Genomic DNA, 20,240 nt, shown 5'->3' on the forward strand with positions numbered 1-20,240 from the left:
TCTGACCGGCGCTGCGGAACATGCGTGGGGTGGGGGCGGACGGGGCAGCCCCGTCCGCTGATGGCTCAGACCAGCACCGCGCCCTTGCCGGCGATGGCGTTGGTCGCCTGTGCGTCGCCCAGCAGCATCTTGTTATGCGGCTCGCCCGACGGGATCATCGGGAAGCAGTTCTCGTGCTTCTCGACGAGGCAGTCGAAGATCACCGGCCCGTCGTAGTTGATCATCTCCATGATCGCGTCGTCGAGATCGGCGGGATCCTTGCAGATGATGCCCTTGGCCCCGAACGCCTCGGCGAGCTTGACGAAATCGGGCAGTGCCTCGGACCAGCTTTGCGAATAACGCTCGCCGTGCAGCAGCTGCTGCCACTGGCGCACCATGCCGAGCCGCTCGTTGTTGAGGATGAACTGCTTCACCGGCAGGTTGAACTGCACCGCGGTGCCCATCTCCTGCATGTTCATCAGCCAAGACGCCTCGCCCGCCACGTTGATCACCAGCGCATCGGGGTGGGCAACCTGCACGCCGATCGAGGCGGGGAAGCCGTAGCCCATGGTGCCAAGGCCGCCCGAGGTCATCCAGCGGTTGGGATCCTCGAAGCCGAGGAACTGCGCGGCCCACATCTGGTGCTGGCCCACTTCGGTGGCGATATAGCGGTCATGGCTCTTGGTCAGCGCCTCGAGCCGCTGCAGCGCGTACTGCGGTTTGATCGTGGTCTCGGAGTTCTTGTAGGTCAGGCATTCGACCTTCTTCCACTCTTCGATCTGACGCCACCATTTGGCGATGGCCTCGCGGTTCACCTTGCGGCCGCGCGCCTTCCAGATCTTCAGCACGTCCTCGAGCACATGGCCCACGTCGCCGACGATCGGGATATCGGCCTTGATCACCTTGTTGATCGACGAGGGATCAATGTCGATATGCGCCTTTTTCGAGCGCGGCGAGAAGGCATCGAGCCGCCCGGTGATCCGGTCGTCGAAGCGCGCGCCGATGTTGATCATCAGATCGCAGCCGTGCATCGCGAGGTTGGCCTCGTAAAGACCATGCATGCCGAGCATCCCCAGCCACGCCTTGCCCGACGCCGGGTAGGCGCCAAGACCCATCAGCGTCGAGGTGATCGGAAAGCCGGTGGCCTCGACCAGTTCGCGCAGCAGTTGGCTCGCGGCAGGGCCCGAGTTGATCACGCCGCCGCCGGTGTAGAACACCGGTTTCTCGGCGTTCTCAATGGCTTCGACCAGTTGGGTGATCGTCTCGATATCGCCCTTCACCTGCGGCTGGTAGTGGCCGACCGGTGCCTGCGGCTTGGCGGTATAGGTGCCGGTGGCGAACTGCACATCCTTGGGAATGTCGATCAGTACCGGGCCGGGGCGGCCCGAGGTCGCCACGTGAAAGCCCTGATGGATGGTGGCCGACAGTTTGTCGGTCTCTTTGACCAGCCAGTTGTGCTTGGTGCAGGGGCGGGTGATGCCGACGGTATCGGCCTCCTGAAAGGCGTCCGAGCCAATCATGAAGGTCGGCACCTGACCCGAAAGGACGATGATCGGGATCGAGTCCAGCAGCGCATCGGTCAGGCCGGTCACGGCGTTGGTCGCGCCGGGGCCGGAGGTCACCAGCGCCACACCCGGCTTGCCGGTCGAGCGGGCATAGCCTTCGGCAGCGTGGATCGCGCCCTGCTCATGCCGCACGAGGATGTGGCGGATGTCGTTTTGCTGAAAGATCTCGTCATAAATCGGTAGCACCGCGCCACCGGGATAGCCGAATACCGTGTCCACACCCTGATCCTTCAGGGCCTGAACCACCATCTTCGCTCCGGTCATCTGACGTGTCATCGCGGTCTCCGTTCCAGACGTCATTCACTTAATTTCTGTCGCGCACAAAAAAGCCCCCGAGGATGTCGGGGGCGCATGGGGGTCCATTATGGTTCCGATTACCGGCCCATGCGCCATGTCTCTACAATGATTACAAGTAGGCCCATAATCCGCAGACTCCCTTCGTGCGTGGGCCGGACCATAGGCGGAGGGGCAGGGGGCGTCAACACCTAACGGCACAGAAAAACTGCGTGCGGCGCGAGAAAAATTTACTTTTGTTGCGCGTGATATGGGTGAGAATGATCTTTTACGAAACATTGCGCCAGTTTTGGCCTGCTGTGCGCCACGACTCGCGCATGACACGAGACCGCGCGTCAACGTGAATTGTGCGTGCGGGACCTGCGTGGAATACTGAACTGGAGGGTTTACTTATGCGCAGGAGGGAAACATGGCGCATCATCACAGGTTCTATCGTCGGGCGCGGGAGTTTGGCGCGCTGAAGGCCGTCGCACTGGTGGGTCTGCTCGTCCTGACCCAAGCGCTGGCCAGTATCCAGACCCATCACGCCGCCGAAGAGGCCGCGATCGAGACCGTGCATGTCCCGCAGCTGCTGCCCGCCATGTTCGGAGAGGCCGAGGACGCGGTGGCGAAGATCGGCAAGCTGATCTGAGGGCGGTCTGGCGGTTGAGGGATTTGGGGCTCTGCCCCGTCCGCTGACGCGGACTCCCCGGGATATTTTTGTCTAGACGAAGGAGGGCGGGGGCGCTCAGCTGTTGACGCCGGTGCCCTGCAGCACGCCATGTTCCAGCGCGTAGCGGGTGAGCCCGGCGGTGGAGCTGATGCCGAGTTTGCGCTTGATGTTCTTGCGGTGCGTCTCGACCGTGCGCACCGAGATATCCAGCGCCTGCGCCACTTCCTTGTTGGATTTGCCCTGCGCCAGCTGCAGCAGGATGGTCTGCTCGCGGTTGGTCAGCTGTTCGCGCCCGCCCGACATTACCGGGGCCAGCGCGCCCTCGGCACCGGTACAGAGATAGCGCTCGCCGCGCATCACCGTGTCGATGGCGGTCTTGATCTCTTCGGTCGGCACATCCTTCAGCACATAGCCCGAGGCGCCATGGCCGAGCGCGGTGGTGATATATTGCGGCGTGTCATGCATCGACAGGATGAGGATGCGCGTCTCGGGGCGGCGTTCGAGGATCATCTCGGTGGCCGAAAGCCCGCCGAGGCCGGGCATGTTCAGATCCATCAAGATCACATCCGGCGACAGCTCGTCGAGCCGGTCGATCATGATCTGCCCGTCCGACACCGTGGCCAGCACGGCGATGTCATCATAGCTGTCGAGCAGCGCCTCGATCCCTTCGGCGACGAGCGGGTGATCGTCGACGATCACCACTTTGGTGGGCTCTGCGCCCTGCGCGTGCTGGGGGATGGGCTGTGTCATGCGGACGCCTTGCTGCTGGAAGTGGTTGCGCCGTCTTCGGGCGGCAGGAGGTGGGACAGCGGGATCTGCGCTTCGATAACCGTGCCAGATTTCGAGGACAAGATCCGCAAGCTGCCGCCAAGCTGATCCATGCGCTCCTGCATATTGCGCAGGCCGATACCGCGCTGGCCGCGCGCCTTTTCGGGGTCGATGCCGTGGCCATTGTCCTCGATCCGCAGCGTGGCACCGCGGCGATGCCCGCGCAGGTCCATGGTGACCGAGGTGGCGCCGGAGTGGCGCTCGATATTGGTCAGCGCCTCCTGCGCGATGCGGTAGAGGGCGATCCGGCCCTCCTGATCGACGCGGTTGCGGAAGACCACCGTCTCGAGCCGGCTGGTGATGCCGGTGCGGGCCTCGAAATCGTCGATGAGCGCGCGCAGGGCGGGGCCGAGGCCGAGATCGTCGAGCACGCCGGGGCGCAGATCGCGGCTGATCCGGCGCACCTCCTGAATGGCCCCCGAGAGCGCCTCGGTGCCGCGGCCCAGCGTGTCCATGGCGCGCGGGTCGTTCTGGCTGAGGCGGCGGCGGGTGATGTCGAGCGCGTATTTCACCCCGACGAGGATCTGGCTGATGCCGTCGTGCAACTCGCGCGCGACGCGGCGGCGCTCGTCCTCCTGCGCGTCGAACACCCGCTGCGTCAGTTCCTTGAGCTTGGCGTCCGCCAGCCGCCGTTCGCGCAGGTTCATCGCCAGCCCCGAGAGGAACACCATCAGCAGCGCGCCAAGGGTGATGCCGCCGATATAAAGGAAGGTGCGGCGGATGCGGGCCTGCACCTCGGTGCGGCTGGCGCTGACCGTGGCCAGCACGTCGTCGATCCAGACGCCGGTGCCCACCGCCCATTGCCAGTCCTGAAAGCCCAGCACGAAGGCGATCATCTCGGCCTCTTCGCCGGTCGAGGGTTTGGGCCAGAGGAAAGACAGATAGCCCGAGCCCTGCCGCGCGATCTCGATCATCGGATCGACGATCGGCGTGCCCGCGCTGTCGGCCAGACCCGACCAGTTCTTGCCGATCATGTCGGTGCGGCGCGGCGAGACCAGATTGGTGCCGTCGTAGTCATAGACGAAGAACGAGCCGTCCTCGCCGTAGATCATCGCCGCAAGGATCTGCGCGACCTGCGTCTTGGCGGCCTCGTCATCGGGGGCGGCGGCACCATAGATGAAATAGAACCCGTTGCGCGCCTGCGTGACGTAATTGCGCAGCTCCTGCTTCTTGGCTTCCAGAAGTTCGCTTTCGAGTTGGCGGATTTCGCGCTCGGCCAGCATCCGCGACTGATAGGCCACCAGCAGCGCGATGGCGGCGCAGGCAAGGATCAGCGGCACTGAGGCCAGAAGAAAGAGCTTCTGTCCGTAGCTAAGGCTGAGTTTTTGCAAAAGTCTGCGCATCTCTTTCCAGTTACGGCATGATTCGGGCCTCAGGGAAGCGCGAACGCCATATTTGGTGCGCAATTCCGCAACGGAAACCACGGCAAAGGCAAGGGAAAGCGGGTGTATCGCAGCGTCACCCGCAAGATTATGTCGTCTTTTACGTAGTGCTGGGTATTTCGTTTGCGCGCGCACCTGTCCTAGGGTGCCCGCACTGTAACGATCCGCGCGAGGACATGAGGAGATGGCCCGCGTGATAATCTATGGGAGGATTTAAATGGATCGTCGTTCCTTTCTGAGGGCGTCCACCGCTGGTGGTGCCGCTGCTGCCGCGTCTGCGCTTGCCGCTCCGGCCTATGCGCAGGGCAAGCGTACCCTCACCATGGTCACCACCTGGGGCCGCGGCCTTGCCGGTGTGCATGACAGCGCGCAATATTGCGCCGACCAGATCACCGCGGCCACCGATGGCCAGCTGACCGTCGAGCTGAAGGCTGCGGGCGAGCTCGTGGGCGCCTTCGAGGTGTTCGACGCTGTCTCCGCCGGTCAGGCCGACATGTACCACGGCGTGGACTACTACTTCCTCGGCCAGCACCCGGCGCTGTCGTTCTTCAGCCAGGTGCCCTTCGGCATGAACTTCATGGAATATGCCAACTGGTATTACCATGACGGCGGCGAGGCGCTCTGCGACGAGCTGTACTCGATCTTCGGCCTCAAGGCCTTCCCGTCGGGCAACACCGGCCCGCAGTCGGGCGGCTGGTTCTCGAAAGAGATCAACTCGCCGGAAGACTTCCAGGGTCTGAAGTTCCGTATGCCGGGCCAGGGCGGCCAGGTGCTGGGCAAGCTCGGCGCATCGGTGCAGAACCTGCCGGGCGCAGAAGTGTATCAGGCGCTGTCCTCGGGCGCGATCGACGGCACCGAGTGGATCGGTCCGTGGGCAGACGAGAAGGCCGGTTTCCAGGAAATCACCAAGATTTACTACACCGCCGGTTTCCACGAGCCGGGCCCGAACCTGAACCTGACCATGAACCTCGACGTGTTCGAGGGCCTGAGCGCAGGTCATCAGGAGATCGTCCGTCAGGTGGCGCGCGCGTCGAACCTGTGGACCATGTCGCTGTTCATGGCCAACAACTCGGCAGCGCTGCAGCGTCTGCAGTCCGGCGGCGTGAAGCTGATGGAATTCCCCGACAGCGTCTGGGATGCCTTCGGCGCCGCGGCGAAGGAAGTCATGGAAGAGCCCATGGGCGACGAGCTCTATGCCAAGTGCTACGAGAGCTTCAACACCTCGCTGCGCTCCTCGGCCCAGTGGATCAGCCGCTCGGAAGGCTCGTTCTCGGCACAGCGTAACCGCGTCATGGGTCTTTGATCCCACGCATACCGCAAAACGCGCCCCCGCTTCACGCGGGGGCGTCGCTGCTTCAAGACATCGCCCCGTCTGGGATCGCAATTTCGCAGGTCCGGGGGCGGCATCCAACAAGATAAGAAAAGGGGGCACCGGTCATGGAAGAGACAGCCTCGGGTGGGGCGTTCAGTGCGATACTGGACGCGCTGGCCTGGTTCTTCGGCAATATCGCCATGTCCTTCTGGAATTTCGGCTACGCGCTGACGCATCCGTCAAGCTGGCTGAACTGGGCGGACAACGAGGCGGTGATGCGCTTCGTCTATTACGGCGCATCGGCAGAGTTCTTCTTTGTCGTGCTCACCACGTTCCTCGTGCTTACGGCGATCGGAATTTGGCGCAACAGCTTCATGTGGGGCATGGTGCGCGGGCTCGAAGCCTTCCACAACACCGTCGGGCGCGTCGCCGCATGGGCCGGTCTCATCATGGTGCTGCAGCAGGTGATCATCATCCTCGTGCAGCGCGTTTTCGCCCGGCCGGACCTGTCGTTCGGCTTTGGCGTTCCGGTGACCTTCGACGTCAGCTGGTGGTCGGAAGAGCTCAAGCTTTATAACGCCATCGTCGTGGCGCTCTGCCTTGCCTACACCTTCGTGCAGGGCGGGCATGTGCGCGTCGATCTGGTCTACTCGCCGGTGAAATACTCCACCAAGAAGATCATCGACATGTTCGGCAGCCTGTTCTTCATGATGCCGATGGCCGCGCTGATGTGGCTTTATTCGTGGTACTTCCTGTGGCGCCACCTGATCGTGCCCAAGCCCTCGGCCTCCGAAGGTCTCGAGCGGCTGGTGATGAAGGCGCGCGCGCTGCGCTGGAACGTCGAGACCATCGGCTTCAGCCCCAACGGCTTTTCCGCCTACTTCCTGTTCAAGATCCTGATCGTGCTGATGTGCGGCTTCATCTTCCTGCAGGGGGTCACCTTCTTCTGGCGCTCCTACCTCGAATGGAAAGAGGGCCCGGAGAGCGACGGCAAATACCACGATCACGACAAGGTCGAAGCAGGCGAAGAAGCCTACGACCACGCGGAATTCTGAGAGGGACATAGGTAAATGCTATTCGGACTCGATGGCGTCGAGATCGGCCTGATCATCGTCTTTCTCACGCTCTTTTCCTCGATCCTTTCGGGCTTCCCGGTGGCCTTCGCCATCGGCGGCGCAGGGGTCATCTCCTTTGGCATCATCGCCGCGCTCGACAGCGCGGGGCTGCTGATCCATCAGGCCATCGACACGGGCTCTGACGCCTATCGTGCGCTGGTCGCAAGCGGCGTGCGCGAGGACGCCATTTCCATCTTCCGCTATCCGGACCTGCCGCGCTACGCGATGCCGGTCTTTGATCGCGGCTGGGAAGTGGCGCTGGACCGCAACGTGTCGTTTATCGTCAACCGCATCAACGAGCGGGTCATCGCGGGTCAGTCCATCGAGACGTTGCTGGCCGTGCTGATGTTCGTGATGATGGGCATCGTGCTGGAACGCTCGAAGATCGCCAACGACCTGCTGACCACCATGGCGCGCGTCTTCGGACCGCTGCCGGGCGGCCTTGCGGTGTCGATCGTGGTCGTGGGCGCGTTCCTCGCGGCCTCCACCGGCATCGTCGGCGCAACGGTGGTGACCATGGGTCTGCTGGCCCTGCCGACCATGCTGCGCAACAACTACTCGCCCGAACTGGCCACCGGCGTCATCGCCGCGTCGGGCACGCTGGGTCAGATCATCCCGCCGTCGATCGTGATCGTTCTGCTGGGCACGCTGGCCGGTGACCTCTACGCCACCGCGCAGGAAGACCGCGCGCAGCTTGCGGGCTGTACCGACGCGCTGACGCTGCTGGGCGAGCCTGCGGTGGTTTCCGTGGGCACGCTGTTCCAAGCGGCGCTGCTGCCGGGCATCCTGCTGGCGGTGCTCTACGCGCTCTATGCCTTCGGCTTTGCCATGTTCCGCCCGCAGTCCGCACCGCCGGTGCAGCTTGAGGGGTCCACCGGCGAGCCGGTGACCCGCGGCGAGGCCTTCACTTGGTACCTTGGCGTTCCGGCGCTGATCATTGTCGGCACGCTGGTGCTGGGGCAGATCGGCATCGTCGGCTCGCAGTCGACGCATGTGGACACCTTCTCGGACAGCGGCCAGATGGCCTCGCTGCGCACCAACGTTGGTGAAGAGTGTAAGGCGGCGATGATCGACCTGCACGGTCAGGCGGCATGGGATGCGGCCGTGGCCGAGCAGCAGGCAATCGACGAAGCCGGCGGTGTCGCGCAATCGCACCGTCTGAGCGCCGAAGAGATCGAGACGCTGCGCGCCGAGAAGATCGCCAATGCCGCGCCGATCGGCACCGGCATCGCGGTGATCGCGGTTCTGCTGGGCATCGTGCTGGCATGGGCACGGGCGGTCTCGCCCTCGTCCGAGCCGAAGCCGCTGCTGATCGGGGCAGGCGGTCTGGCGCTTGGTCTGCTGGTGGATGTGCTCTTCATCTCGCCCAGCACCTCGCCGCTGTTCACCGTGCTGATGATGCTCATCCCATGGGCCATCGCGCTCTGGGGCTGCAAACACGCGGCAGCGCGCCTTGCGCAGAACGATCTCATCCGGGTGGTCTTCCCGCCGCTGGTGCTGATCGTCGCCGTGCTGGGCTCGATCCTCGGCGGCATCACCAACCCGACGCCCGCCGCGGCGCTCGGCGCGGCCGGTGCCATCATGCTCGCGGCCTACCGCAAGCTGGGCGAAGAGGGGCGCTCGCCGAAGATCATCCTGATGTCCACCTTCGCGGTGGCGATCATGATCCTCATCGGGGTGAACTTCGACCTGCGCGTCGGCACCGAGGGCGCAGGCGCCGAAACCTGGATCGCCTTCATGGTGGCACAGGCGGCCTATCTCTACGCGCTCTTCGGTCTGCTCTTCGCCTGCTGGGTGCTGTTCAAAGCGGGCGTGCTGACCCCGGCGGTGCGCGAGACGGCCAAGGTGACCTCGATGGTGTTCACCATCCTCGTGGCCTCGCAGTTGCTCAACCTCGTGGTGATCTCCTTTGGCGGCGAGCACTACATCCAGAGCTTCCTGCGCAGCTTCGATGACGAGCATAAGGTCTTCCTGATCGTCATGCTGGTGCTGTTCATCCTCGGCTTCGTGCTCGACTTCCTCGAGATCATCTACATCGTGGTGCCGATCGTCGGGCCGGTGATCTACGGCGGCAGCTTCGATCCGAAATGGGTGACCATCATGATCGCGGTGAACCTGCAGACCTCGTTCCTGACGCCGCCCTTTGGCTTCGCGCTGTTCTACCTGCGCGGCGTGGCGCCAAGCTCGGTGACCACGGGGCATATCTACCGCGGGGTGCTGCCCTTCGTGCTGATCCAGGTGGCCGGTCTTGCGCTGCTGTGGTTCGCGCCGGGGATCGTCACCATCGTGCCCGACCTGATCCCGAACTGATCGGTCAGGTGAGAGACCGCGAGGGGCGGGCCGAAAGGTCCGCCCCTTTGCGTTGGAGCAAAAGCCATGAGAGGCTTTTGGCCGCCGCTTGAGCCGTCTTCATATAAACGATGATTAATATGAGATGGCCTTCACCGCCCTAGATCGCTAGAGACGGCGCAACCAATGCTTGCCACCTCTGGCCCGGAGTCCGTCATGTCCGCTTCCATCCCGACCCGCTCCCCCGTCTTCGACCGTCTCGAGGCGGCCGCGCGCGAGCGCATCCTCATCCTCGACGGTGCCATGGGCACGCAGATCCAGAAGCTGGGCCTGTCGGAGGGCGACTTCCAAGGCTGTGGCGGCGGGGCCTGCACCTGCCATCTGCCGCATTCCAGCGACAAGCCGCAGCAGGGCAACAACGATATCCTCAACCTCACGCGCCCCGAGGCGATCGAGGAGATCCACTACCAATACGCCATGGCTGGCGCCGATATTGCCGAGACCAACACCTTCTCGTCGACCACCATCGCGCAGGCCGACTACGACATGCAGGCGGCGGTCTATGACCTCAACTTCGAGGGCGCGCGTCTGGCGCGCAAGGCGATGGACCGGGCCGAGGCCGAGGACGGGCGCGCGCGCTTCGTCGCGGGCGCGCTTGGGCCGACCAACCGCACCGCCTCGATCAGCCCCGACGTGAACAATCCCGGCTACCGCGCGGTGACCTTCGACCAGCTGCGCGAGGCCTATGCCCAGCAGGCGCGCGCGCTGATCGACGGCGGCGTCGACATCCTGCTGATCGAGACGATCTTTGACACGCTGAACGCCAAGGCCGCGATCTTTGCCTGCGAAGAGGTGTTCGCCGAGCGCGGCGAGCGGCTGCCGGTGATGATCTCGGGCACGATCACCGACCTTTCGGGCCGCACGCTCTCGGGCCAGACGCCCACCGCCTTCTGGCACTCGGTGCGCCATGCCGCGCCGCTGACCATCGGCCTCAACTGCGCGCTTGGGGCCAATGCCATGCGCCCGCACCTTGCCGAGCTTTCGTCGGTCGCCGACACGCTGATCTGCGCCTATCCCAACGCCGGCCTGCCCAACGAGATGGGCGAATATGACGAGACGCCCGAGCAGATGGCCGAGCAGGTCGCTGGCTTTGCCCGTGACGGGCTGGTGAACATCGTCGGCGGCTGCTGCGGCTCGACCTTTGACCACATCCGGGCCATCGCAAATGCCGTGGCCGAATACAAACCGCGCGAGATCCCCGAGCACATCCCGCAGATGCGCCTGTCGGGGCTGGAGCCCTTCACGCTCACCGAGGCGATCCCCTTCGTCAACGTCGGCGAGCGGACCAATGTCACCGGCTCTGCCAAGTTCCGCAAACTGATCACCAACGGCGATTATGCCACCGCGCTCGAGGTCGCGCTCAATCAGGTCGAGAACGGCGCGCAGGTGATCGACATCAACATGGACGAGGGGCTCATCGACTCCAAACAGGCGATGATCGAGTTCCTCAACCTCATCGCTGCCGAGCCCGACATCGCCCGCGTGCCGATCATGATCGACAGCTCCAAATGGGAGGTGATCGAGGCCGGCCTGCAATGCGTGCAGGGCAAGTCCATCGTCAACTCGATCTCGCTGAAGGAAGGCGAAGAGAGCTTCCTGCATCAGGCGCATCTGTGCCGGGCTTATGGCGCTGCCGTGGTCGTGATGGCCTTTGACGAGACAGGCCAAGCCGACACCGAGGATCGCAAGGTCGAGATCTGCCAGCGCGCTTATAAGATCCTGACCGAGCAGGTCGGCTTCCCGCCCGAGGACATCATCTTCGACCCCAACGTCTTTGCCGTCGCCACCGGCATCGAGGAGCATGACAACTACGGCGTCGATTTCATCGAGGCCACCAAGCGCATCACCGAGACCTGCCCGCACGTCCACATCTCGGGCGGCGTGTCGAACCTGTCGTTCTCGTTCCGCGGCAACGAGCCGGTGCGCGAGGCGATGCACGCGGTGTTCCTCTATCATGCCATTCAGAACGGCATGGACATGGGCATCGTCAACGCGGGCCAATTGGCGGTCTATGACCAGATCGACGCCAAGCTGCGCGAGGCCTGCGAGGACGTGGTGCTGAACCGCAAACCGGCGAACGGCGGCTCGGCCACCGAGAACATGCTGGAACTGGCCGAGGAATACCGTGGTCAGGGCGGCGCCAAGGGCCGCGAGAAGGACATGAGCTGGCGCGAGCTGCCTGTGGAGAAGCGGCTCGAGCATGCGCTGGTCAACGGCATCACCGAGTTCATCGACGCCGACACCGAAGAAGCCCGGCAGGCCGCCGAGCGTCCACTGCACGTCATCGAAGGCCCGCTCATGGCCGGGATGAACGTGGTCGGCGATCTCTTCGGCGCGGGCAAGATGTTCCTGCCGCAGGTGGTGAAATCCGCCCGCGTGATGAAGCAGGCCGTGGCGGTTCTGCTGCCCTATATGGAAGAGGAAAAGCGCCTGAACGGCGGCGATGGCCGCGAGAGCGCTGGCAAGGTGCTCATGGCCACGGTGAAGGGCGACGTGCACGACATCGGCAAGAACATCGTCGGCGTCGTGCTGGCCTGCAACAACTACGAGATCATTGACCTCGGCGTCATGGTCCCGGCGGAGAAGATCCTCGCCACCGCGCGCGAGCGCAATGTGGATGTGATCGGCCTGTCGGGTCTCATCACCCCGTCGCTCGACGAGATGGTGCATGTGGCCTCGGAGATGGAGCGCGAGGGTTTCGACATTCCGCTGCTGATCGGCGGCGCGACCACCTCCCGCGTGCACACTGCGGTGAAGATCCACCCGCGTTACGGCGCCGGGCAGGCGGTGCATGTCAACGACGCCTCGCGTGCCGTGGGCGTGGTCTCGTCGCTGCTATCGCCGGTGCAGAAGCCCGAATATGTCGCCAACGTCCAAAGCGAATATGCCGATGTCGCCGAAAAGCACGCCCGCGCCGAACTGGCCAAGAAACGCCTGCCGCTGGAGAACGCCCGCGCCAACGCGCTGAAGCTCGATTTCCAGCCGCAGCACGTGCCGAGCTTCCTTGGCACCAAGGCCTTTGACGATTGGGATCTGGCCGAACTGGCGCGCTACATCGACTGGACGCCGTTCTTCCAGACATGGGAGATGAAGGGCGTCTATCCGAAGATCCTCGACGACGAGAAGCAGGGCGAGGCGGCGCGCGCGCTCTTTGACGACGCGCAGGCGATGCTGAAGAAGATCATCGACGAGAAATGGTTCCACCCGCGCGCCGTGGTCGGCTTCTGGCCCGCCAACGCCGTGGGCGACGACATTCGCCTGTTCAAGGACGAGAGCCGTGCCGAGGATCTGGCGACCTTCTTCACCCTGCGCCAGCAGACCGCCAAGCGCGGCGACCGGCCCAACGTGGCGATGTCGGATTTTGTCGCGCCCGAGGGCACGCCCGATTACGTCGGCGGCTTTGTGGTGACGGCGGGCATCGAGGAAGAGCGCATCGCCAAGGAGTTCGAGGAGAAGAACGACGATTACTCGTCGATCCTCGTCAAAGCGCTGGCCGACCGTTTCGCCGAAGCCTTCGCCGAGCGTATGCACGAGATGGTCCGCCGCGAGCTTTGGGGCTATGCGCCGGAGGAGACCTGCTCGCCCGAGGATCTGATCGCCGAGAAATACGCTGGCATCCGTCCCGCGCCGGGCTATCCCGCGCAGCCCGACCACACCGAGAAGACCACATTGTTCGAGCTGCTGGACGCGACCAATGCCACCGGCGTCGAACTGACCGAGAGCTATGCCATGTGGCCGGGCTCGTCGGTGTCGGGGCTCTATATCGGCCATCCCGAGAGCTATTATTTCGGCGTGGCGAAGGTCGAGCGCGATCAGGTCGAGGATTACGCCGCGCGCAAGGGCATGGCGGTTGAGGAGGTCGAGCGCTGGCTCGCGCCGATCCTCAACTACGTGCCGGGCGGCGTGAAGACCGTGGCGGCAGAGTAAGTCGGAACACGATAGCCGGGCGCGCGCGCCCGGCGGCTTCGGCTTGAGTCCGGGCGGATCATCCCTCGGGCAGTGATAAAAAAGGCCGCCGCGATCTCTCGCGACGGCCTTTTCCTTGTCCGTGACTGAATGCCCTCAGGCCTCGACTTCGACCTTGCCGATGGGATGCGAGCAGCAGGCCAGCACGTAGCCCTCCTCGATGTCCTCGTCGGTGATGCCGCCGTTGTGCACCATGTGGACCTGACCCGAGGTCTTTTTGATCTTGCAGGTGCCGCAGACGCCGAAGGTGCAGCCCGAGGGGATATTGAGACCCGCCGAACGCGCGGTGGCGAGGATCGTGTCGGTTTCCTTGCAGGTCTGGGTGATGCCCGACGACGCGAAGGTGACCTCGGCGGCCGCGTCCTCTTCGAGCACCACGTCGCCCTCGGTCGCATCCTGCTCTTCCTTGGCCAGAGAGGGCTGGAAGCTCTCCTGATGGTAATGGTCCATGTCAAAGCCAAGGCCCGCCAGCGCGTCGCGCACCGCCTGCATGAAAGGCTCGGGGCCGCAGCAGAACACTTCGCGCTCCAGATAGTCCGGCGCCATCAGGCCCAGCATCAGCTGGTTGAACATGCCCTGATAGCCGGTCCACGGCTGGTAACGGTCGCCTTCCTCGACGACCCAGCGCAGTTCGACGCCGTCGATGCGGCTGGCGATATGCTCGAGCCGCTCGCGGAACACGATGTCCGACGGGCGCTTGGCACAGTTGATGAACACGATGTCCGGGGTGCGCCCCAGATCATACATATAGGTGACCATCGACATCATCGGGGTGATCCCCGAGCCCGCCGAGATGAACAGGTATTTCTCGGCCGGGTGGTGATGCGAGGTGAAGTGACCGGCCGGACCGATCGCCTTGATCCGCATCCCCGGACGCAGGTTGTCGAGCATCCAGCGCGTGCCGATCGAATCCGGCTGCGCCTTCACGGTGACGGTGATCGACAGCGCCCGCGAGGGCGAGGACGAGATCGTATAGGTGCGGTGCAGCGGCCCGCCCGGCACCGGCAGTTCGAGGGTGACGAACTGGCCGGGCAGATAGTCAAACAGCGCGCCCGAAGGGGCCGCGAAACAGAAGGTCGACACATTCGGCGCCTCGGGGATGACCGAGACGCATTCCAGCATCTCGTCATCCTTCCAGTAGCGCACGGCGGCGGAGGGCATGTTGTTTGCCGCCGCCATTATTCTGCTGCCATCCGTGCGGGGCTGAGACGCTTGGTCATCGTGTCGCAATACCAATCGACGAATTGGTTCACGCCATCCTCATGGCTGGCCGAATAGGGGCCGGGCTCATAGGCGGGCGAGTTGATGCCCTGCTGGTTGTCTTCGACCACGATACGATCCTCGTCGTTGGTGTGGATCCAGACGGTGGTGAGGTTCTCCAGATCGTAATCCACGCCTTCGACCGCATCCTTGTGCACGAGCCAAGTGGTCTGCACCTCGGTCTCGGTCGGGCTGATCGGGACGACGCGGAAGGTGATCGAATGATCCGACAGGAAGTGGTTCCAAGTGGTCGGATAGTGGAACTTCAGCAGCGTGCCCGCATCGTTGAACGGGATGCTGCCGAGGCGCTTTTGCACCGCGATCTTACCGTTCATCGTATAGCTTTCGGCGCCGTCGAGCAGCGGCATGCGCGCAAGCCGGTACTGGCCATCGGCGGACATCTGGAAACGCGAGGGCGCGCCAGCGGCTTCGAGACGGCTGAAGTGGTTTTCGACGATGGGCGGGAAGGTGCCGTCCTGCGACACGCCGGTGATCGTCGGATCCTCGGGGTAGGTGCGGCACAGCGACGGGTGGTTGCCGGCGCAGTGATAGCACTCGCGGTTGTTCTCCCACACCAGCTTCCAGTTGCCGTTCTCGACGATGGTCGACTGATGCGCGACTTTGGCGTTGCTGAGGTCGTGCACGGCGAGGAAGGGCTCGGCCATGGCGGCGAAAGCGTCGAAATCGGGCGCTTCATCGGCGAGGCAGATATAGACGAGGCCCGACAGCACACGGCAGTGCACCGGCTTCAGCCCATGCGACGAGGCATCAAAATCGCTGCCCATGTCGCGCGCCCAAAGCAGGCGGCCGTCAAGCTCGTAGGTCCACTGGTGATAGGGGCAGACCAGCTTGGCGACCTGACCGGAGGCGGCCTTGCAGATCACCGAACCGCGGTGGCGGCAGGTGTTGTGGAAGGCGCGGATCGAGCCATCGGGGCCACGCACGATGACCACGCGGTAGGGGCCGACCTTCTGGGTGACATAGCTGCCGGTCTTGGGCAGCGCGGCGACCGGCGTCGCGAAGAGCCAGTCGCGGTACCAGATCTGCTCCATGTCCTGAGCGAAGATCTCGGGGTCGGTGTAGAAGGCCTGCTGCAGCGAATGGCCGGGCTTGCGGCGGCTCAGCAGGTCGAGGGTCTTGGCGTCAGCGGTCATGGCCGAACTCCGTAGGCCGGGCGCGGGGCCCGTGATCTCTGGTGGAGAAGGGGGCGCCCCGGAAGGCGACACCGCCCTCCGCGGTGGTGCGCGCTGCCGCTTCCGCTCCGAACCGCGCCGTCGAAATGCGACGCAGGCCATGGATCATCCGCGACAATCTGAGGGTACAAATATCGCGCCCGCGACGATTCTGAGGGCTGGATGCGACATGGTGCGTTTCGAAACAGACTTGCCGCGCAATTCCGCGCAGTCTGTCGCGCGCCTGCCACCGGAGGTTGCCTAGAGATTGGGCAGAATTGAATCGTTTTCTAACTGCAGCAGGGTCTTGCGCAGTGCCGGATCGCTGAGCACCACCTCACCGGCGCCAAGCTCGGCGGCGCGCTGCAGGGCCCGTCCGGTAAGCTGCTGCGCCATCTCCACAGCGTCGGGCAGGCTGCGCCCGCGCGCCAGCGCCGCGGTCAGCAGCCCGGCATAAAGGTCTCCGGTGCCGGGCAGCGCGATGGGCAGATGCGGGGCGGGGTGGCGCGTGACCTCAGGCCCGCTCAGGATGACGCTTTCGATGTGGCCCGCGGGCGTGTCCGCGAGCGCGCAGCCGGTGGTGATCAGGCGCGCGCCCTCGGCCAGCCGCAGCGCGGCCCGCGCGTCGCGCAGATCGTCCAGCGTCCGCAACTCGCGCCCGGTGAGCCATGACAGCTCGAACGGGTTGGGCGTGGCGAGATCGGCCAGCGGCAGCAGCTGGTCGCGGTGGATCTCGGCAATGCTGCCGGGCACATAAAGCCCCGGTCCCGCATCGCCCATGACCGGATCGCACAGATAGGTGAGGCCGGGGTTCAGACGCTTCGCCTCGGCGATGAATTCTGCCGTCAGTTCAGCGACTTCCGGCGACCCGATATAGCCCGACACGATATAGGCCGCGCGCTCAGGCAGGCCGCGTTCTTTGGCCCCGAGCAGCAGCTCGGCAAAGAAATCCGCGGGCAGGGCGCGACCGCGCAGCGTGGGGTAATCGGGGGTGTTGGAAAAGACCACCGTGGGGATCGCCGCCACCTCCAGCCCCGCCGCCTGCATCGGAAACAGCGCGGCGGAATTGCCCACATGGCCAAGCACGACCTGGCTCTGGATCGAGATGACGAGGGGCGGGCGGGACATGGCGGCTCTCCGGGGTCTGGCGCCGGATGCCTGCGCCCTGCGCCGCCGAAGGTCAAGCGCCGTGGCGGTGCCCTGCGCTCAGAGACGCATCCGGGGCACGTCGTTGGGATCGAGCCGCAGTTCGATCAGCAGCGGGCGGTCGCGGGTCTCGATGGCGTCGATGGCGGTCTGCAAGTCGTCCTCGCTTTGCACCAGCAGCCCCTTGCCGCCGAGCGAGGTGGCGACCTCGGCAAAGCACGGCCAGTCGAATTGCGTCAGGCCCGGGTCCATCTTGCGGTCGATGAACTGGATATGCTCGGCGCCATAGGCGCTGTCGTTGCACAGGATCACGATGAGGTCCTGCCGCAGCCGCACGGCCGTGTTGAACTCGCCCAGCCCGCCCATCATGAAACCGCCGTCGCCGGAGAACAGCACCACGGGCCGCTCGGGCGCTGCCACCGAGGCGCCGATGGCCTCTTGCAGGCCAAGCCCGATGGCGCCGAAATTGGCGGTGACGACAAAGCTGCGGGGATCGGGGGCCGACACCCGGCACCAGACCTCGGTCATGAAGCGCCCGCCGTCGGTGACAAGGATGCGGTCCTGCGGCAGCGCCTGCTCCAGCCGGTCGAGCGCGCCCACGTAGTTCACGTAGCCTTCGGGCATCTCGGTGCTGCGGGCCGGGGGATGGCGGCGCAGGCTGCCCGGCTCAAGCTCGCGGGTGAAGCCGCTGGCGGGGATCTCTGCCTCATTGAGCCAATGCACGATATTGTCCGCCGTGAGCCCTGCGTCGGCGATGAGCCCCGCATCGGGATGCACGTTGCGGCCGATGGCCCGGCTGTCGCTGTCGATCTGCACCAGCCGCTTGCCGTTCAGTAGCGCGCCCTTGTCGGTGGTGAAATCATGCAGCCCGGCGCCAAAGCTGACGATACAGTCGGATTTGCCGATCACCTCATAGGCGGCGGGCGTGCTCAGCGTGCCGAAGATGTCCATGTCGTGCGGATGGCCGCGGAACAGCCCCTTGGCCTTGAGCGTGGTGGCCAGCGGCGCTTCGAGCCGGTCGGCGAGCGCAATGATCTGGTCGCGCGCGGTACAGGCACCGGCCCCGGCAAGGATCACCGGGCGGCGGGCGCTGGCGATCATCCCAATCGCCTCGTCGAGCGCATCGCCCTCGGGCACAAAGCTGCGGGTCTCGAACACATCCAGCACGCAGGGCGCATAGGGCGCATCCTGCCACATGAAATCGGCGGGCATGTTGAGCACGATGGGCCGCCGCTCGACCTGCGCGCGATAGAAGGCCCGCGCCACGTCGCGCACCGCAAGCTCGGGCGAGCGCATCTGTTCGAACCCGGCGCCGGTGGATTTCACCACCTCGCGCTGGTCGATGCCCTGCAGGTGCCGTGGGTTGGAGACCGGCGTGTCCCCGGCAAGCAGCACCATGGGGATCTGCCCGCGCGCGCCTTCGGTCAGCGCGGTGACGCAATTGGTCAGCGCCGGGCCATGGGTGACGGTGGCGACGCCGATACGGCCCGCCACATGCGCATAGGCCAGCGCCATCAGCACCGAACTGCCCTCATGCGCCGCCGGAACAAAGCGCCCGCCGCAGCCGCGCACGAAGTGATCGGCGATGAAGAGGTTTGCGTCGCCCATCAGGCCGAACATCGTGTCGATCCCGTGATCCCGCACCGCCTGAGCGATGGCCTGATGCACATGGGTGGGGGTGGTGTCGAACATTGCGGCCTCCTGTTGTCTGATCTCAGGATAGCGCGAGGAGGCTGCACGTTGTGTGCAATCGCATGCGTTTCGATTTGAGGAGATGCGCAAAACGTGCATGATTTTGGGGTAGTGTGCGTGTTATGCGTATATGAATTGAAATGAATGCATGAGGTTTGCCTGCCGTGGCCTTCGACCGTTTTGACCGTCTCATCCTCGACGCGCTGCAGCGTGACGGCGCGCTGACCAATGCGCAGCTGTCGCAGGTGGTCAACCTGTCGCCCTCGCAATGCTCGCGCCGCCGCGCCGCGCTGGAGGCGGCAGGGGTGATCGAGGGCTATCGCGCGCGGCTCGACGCAGGTCGGCTCGGGCTCGGGATACGGGTGGTGGTGCGGGTGAACCTGCGGGTGCACGACAAGACCATCGACAGCGATTTCTCGCGCTGGATCGACCGGCAGCCCGAGATCCAGTCGGCCTTTTCGGTGTCGGGGGATGCCGATTACGTGCTGCACGTCCGCGCGCGCGATCTCGAGAGCTTCTCGAACTTCCTGCACGAGCGGCTGCTGCAGATGCCGCAGATCTCGCAGGTGCGCTCGGATTTCGTGCTGAAGACGCTGAAGGACAGCGATGCCATGGACCTGTCGGGGCTGGTGGGCTGATCGCCTCAGCCCCGACGGTTCGGCTCAGATATGCAGCGCGCGGGCTTGCGTCAGCGCCGAGGAATGGCTGCGCGCCGCGCTCTGCCGCGCGTCGCCAAGGATGATCGCCTGCGGCTGCAGCGACGAGCGTCCGGCGGCATCGGTGGGGCACCAGTGGTCGGCGCCGGTGAGCCCTGCGGCCCGCGCGAGCGTCGCCGCCCCCTGCGGCGGGATGAAGTTGACCACATCTGCCCGCAGCCGTCCTGCGGTGGTCTCGATCCAGCCGTCGGGCGCAGAGAGCGCGGTGACCCTGCCGCCCTCGCTCGGGGCAAGCCAGCGCGCCTCCAGCCCTTTGGGGACCGCTGCGTGAAAGGCCGTCGCAAGCCGCGCCGCCGCGCCGCCGTCGAGCACCGTCAGCCGTGCCGAGGGGCGGTGCTTTGCAAGGTGATCGGCCAGGGTCAGCGCACGCGACAGCGCGATCTGCGGATGGCTCAGGCCCGATGCAGGCAGGCGCAGCACCACGTGGCCTCTCTCGGGCAGCGCGGCAAGCTGGGCCGAGAGCCGCAGCGCCTCGCGCCGATTGCCCCATGCGGCGGGGAAGCGGTGGCGCGCGGCGGCGTCAAAGCCGGGGATATCCTCGGGCAGGGCTGCGATGCCGGGCGCGATGACAAGCTGATCGAAGCCGGTGCTGCGCCCGCTGAAGCCCTGCAGCTCTGCGCGTTGCCAGTCGATCTTTGTCACCTCGTCGATCATGATCTCGACCCCGGCGGCCTTCAGCTCCGCCAGCGTCGGCCCGGCCTCGGGGCGGGCAAAGGCGGGACTGGCGGCGCGGGCAAGGCGCGTGGGATCGCGCTCGACCAGCACCACCGACGCGCGCGGCGCGCTGCGGGCGAGGGCGAGCGCGGCGCTGG

General features: G+C 65.1%; 14 protein-coding genes. 6 read left to right on the plus strand and 8 right to left on the minus strand.

The window, feature by feature from the left end; translation table 11 throughout:
- Positions 1–65 precede the first annotated feature (65 nt).
- Positions 66–1,820 (minus strand): acetolactate synthase 3 large subunit, encoded by a 1,755-nt coding sequence (locus G0A00_RS09990; RefSeq protein ID WP_066099503.1) that lies wholly within the window; start codon positions 1,818–1,820, stop codon positions 66–68.
- 427 nt (positions 1,821–2,247) lie between these two features.
- On the opposite strand from G0A00_RS09990, the gene G0A00_RS09995 reads away from it, so the two are divergent.
- Entirely contained in the window at positions 2,248–2,469 is a 222-nt protein-coding gene (locus G0A00_RS09995) for a hypothetical protein (RefSeq protein ID WP_066099505.1), read from the plus strand.
- Positions 2,470–2,565: 96 nt separating this feature from the next.
- On the opposite strand, the gene G0A00_RS10000 is transcribed toward G0A00_RS09995, so the two are convergent.
- Both G0A00_RS10000 and G0A00_RS10005 read right to left on the minus strand, forming a co-directional pair.
- A complete protein-coding gene (locus tag G0A00_RS10000) occupies positions 2,566–3,240 on the minus strand; it encodes a response regulator transcription factor (protein WP_164181981.1) in 675 nt (224 codons plus the stop codon).
- Positions 3,237–4,661 (minus strand): cache domain-containing protein, encoded by a 1,425-nt coding sequence (locus tag G0A00_RS10005; protein ID WP_164181983.1) that lies wholly within the window; start codon positions 4,659–4,661, stop codon positions 3,237–3,239. The genes G0A00_RS10000 and G0A00_RS10005 overlap by 4 nt, the downstream gene beginning before the upstream one ends.
- Positions 4,662–4,917: 256 nt before the next feature.
- On the opposite strand from G0A00_RS10005, the gene G0A00_RS10010 reads away from it, so the two are divergent.
- The 4 genes from G0A00_RS10010 to metH all read left to right on the plus strand — a co-directional run bounded on the left by G0A00_RS10010 (position 4,918) and on the right by metH (position 13,403).
- Entirely contained in the window at positions 4,918–6,003 is a 1,086-nt protein-coding gene (locus tag G0A00_RS10010) for a TRAP transporter substrate-binding protein (protein ID WP_066099511.1), read from the plus strand.
- A 134-nt stretch (positions 6,004–6,137) separates the two neighbouring features.
- Entirely contained in the window at positions 6,138–7,067 is a 930-nt protein-coding gene (locus tag G0A00_RS10015; RefSeq protein ID WP_164181985.1) for a TRAP transporter small permease subunit, read from the plus strand.
- Between the two features lie 15 nt (positions 7,068–7,082).
- Complete coding sequence (locus G0A00_RS10020) at positions 7,083–9,437, plus strand: TRAP transporter large permease subunit (RefSeq protein ID WP_164181987.1); 2,355 nt, start codon at positions 7,083–7,085, stop codon at positions 9,435–9,437.
- Positions 9,438–9,632: 195 nt separating this feature from the next.
- A complete protein-coding gene (gene metH / locus G0A00_RS10025; protein ID WP_164181989.1) occupies positions 9,633–13,403 on the plus strand; it encodes a methionine synthase in 3,771 nt (1,256 codons plus the stop codon).
- A gap of 135 nt (positions 13,404–13,538) precedes the next feature.
- Here the strand turns inward: metH and G0A00_RS10030 are convergent, their stop codons facing one another.
- The 4 genes from G0A00_RS10030 to G0A00_RS10045 all read right to left on the minus strand — a co-directional run bounded on the left by G0A00_RS10030 (position 13,539) and on the right by G0A00_RS10045 (position 18,712).
- A complete protein-coding gene (locus G0A00_RS10030; protein ID WP_304610778.1) occupies positions 13,539–14,621 on the minus strand; it encodes a hybrid-cluster NAD(P)-dependent oxidoreductase in 1,083 nt (360 codons plus the stop codon).
- Positions 14,621–15,856, minus strand: a complete 1,236-nt coding sequence (locus G0A00_RS10035; RefSeq protein WP_164181991.1) for an aromatic ring-hydroxylating dioxygenase subunit alpha — start codon at positions 15,854–15,856, stop codon at positions 14,621–14,623. The genes G0A00_RS10030 and G0A00_RS10035 overlap by 1 nt, the downstream gene beginning before the upstream one ends.
- Before the next feature lie 279 nt (positions 15,857–16,135).
- The gene (gene pdxY / locus G0A00_RS10040) at positions 16,136–17,002 is read right to left on the minus strand and encodes a pyridoxal kinase (RefSeq protein ID WP_164181993.1); all 867 of its coding nucleotides are present in this window, start codon (positions 17,000–17,002) and stop codon (positions 16,136–16,138) included.
- Positions 17,003–17,080: 78 nt separating this feature from the next.
- On the minus strand, positions 17,081–18,712 hold the full coding sequence (locus G0A00_RS10045; protein WP_164181995.1) for a thiamine pyrophosphate-binding protein: 1,632 nt from the start codon (positions 18,710–18,712) through the stop codon (positions 17,081–17,083).
- 164 nt (positions 18,713–18,876) lie between these two features.
- On the opposite strand from G0A00_RS10045, the gene G0A00_RS10050 reads away from it, so the two are divergent.
- Positions 18,877–19,350, plus strand: coding sequence for an Lrp/AsnC family transcriptional regulator (locus G0A00_RS10050; protein ID WP_164181996.1), 474 nt, complete (start codon positions 18,877–18,879; stop codon positions 19,348–19,350).
- Positions 19,351–19,374: 24 nt separating this feature from the next.
- Here G0A00_RS10050 and G0A00_RS10055 read toward each other — a convergent pair.
- A partial coding sequence (locus G0A00_RS10055; RefSeq protein WP_164214204.1) for a sulfide dehydrogenase occupies positions 19,375–20,240 on the minus strand: 866 nt, incomplete at its 5' end.

Source organism: Salipiger sp. PrR002, from assembly GCF_010500775.1.
Lineage (GTDB): Bacteria > Pseudomonadota > Alphaproteobacteria > Rhodobacterales > Rhodobacteraceae > Salipiger.

Bases quoted from the DNA above. Each gene is read 5' to 3' on its own strand.
- G0A00_RS09990 (WP_066099503.1), bottom strand. From the start codon at position 1,820: ATGACACGTCAGATGACCGGAGCGAAGATGGTGGTTCAGGCCCTGAAG.
- G0A00_RS09995 (WP_066099505.1), top strand. From the start codon at position 2,248: ATGGCGCATCATCACAGGTTCTATCGTCGGGCGCGGGAGTTTGGCGCG.
- G0A00_RS10000 (WP_164181981.1), bottom strand. From the start codon at position 3,240: ATGACACAGCCCATCCCCCAGCACGCGCAGGGCGCAGAGCCCACCAAA.
- G0A00_RS10005 (WP_164181983.1), bottom strand. From the start codon at position 4,661: ATGCGCAGACTTTTGCAAAAACTCAGCCTTAGCTACGGACAGAAGCTC.
- G0A00_RS10010 (WP_066099511.1), top strand. From the start codon at position 4,918: ATGGATCGTCGTTCCTTTCTGAGGGCGTCCACCGCTGGTGGTGCCGCT.
- G0A00_RS10015 (WP_164181985.1), top strand. From the start codon at position 6,138: ATGGAAGAGACAGCCTCGGGTGGGGCGTTCAGTGCGATACTGGACGCG.
- G0A00_RS10020 (WP_164181987.1), top strand. From the start codon at position 7,083: ATGCTATTCGGACTCGATGGCGTCGAGATCGGCCTGATCATCGTCTTT.
- metH (WP_164181989.1), top strand. From the start codon at position 9,633: ATGTCCGCTTCCATCCCGACCCGCTCCCCCGTCTTCGACCGTCTCGAG.
- G0A00_RS10030 (WP_304610778.1), bottom strand. From the start codon at position 14,621: ATGGCGGCGGCAAACAACATGCCCTCCGCCGCCGTGCGCTACTGGAAG.
- G0A00_RS10035 (WP_164181991.1), bottom strand. From the start codon at position 15,856: ATGACCGCTGACGCCAAGACCCTCGACCTGCTGAGCCGCCGCAAGCCC.
- pdxY (WP_164181993.1), bottom strand. From the start codon at position 17,002: ATGTCCCGCCCGCCCCTCGTCATCTCGATCCAGAGCCAGGTCGTGCTT.
- G0A00_RS10045 (WP_164181995.1), bottom strand. From the start codon at position 18,712: ATGTTCGACACCACCCCCACCCATGTGCATCAGGCCATCGCTCAGGCG.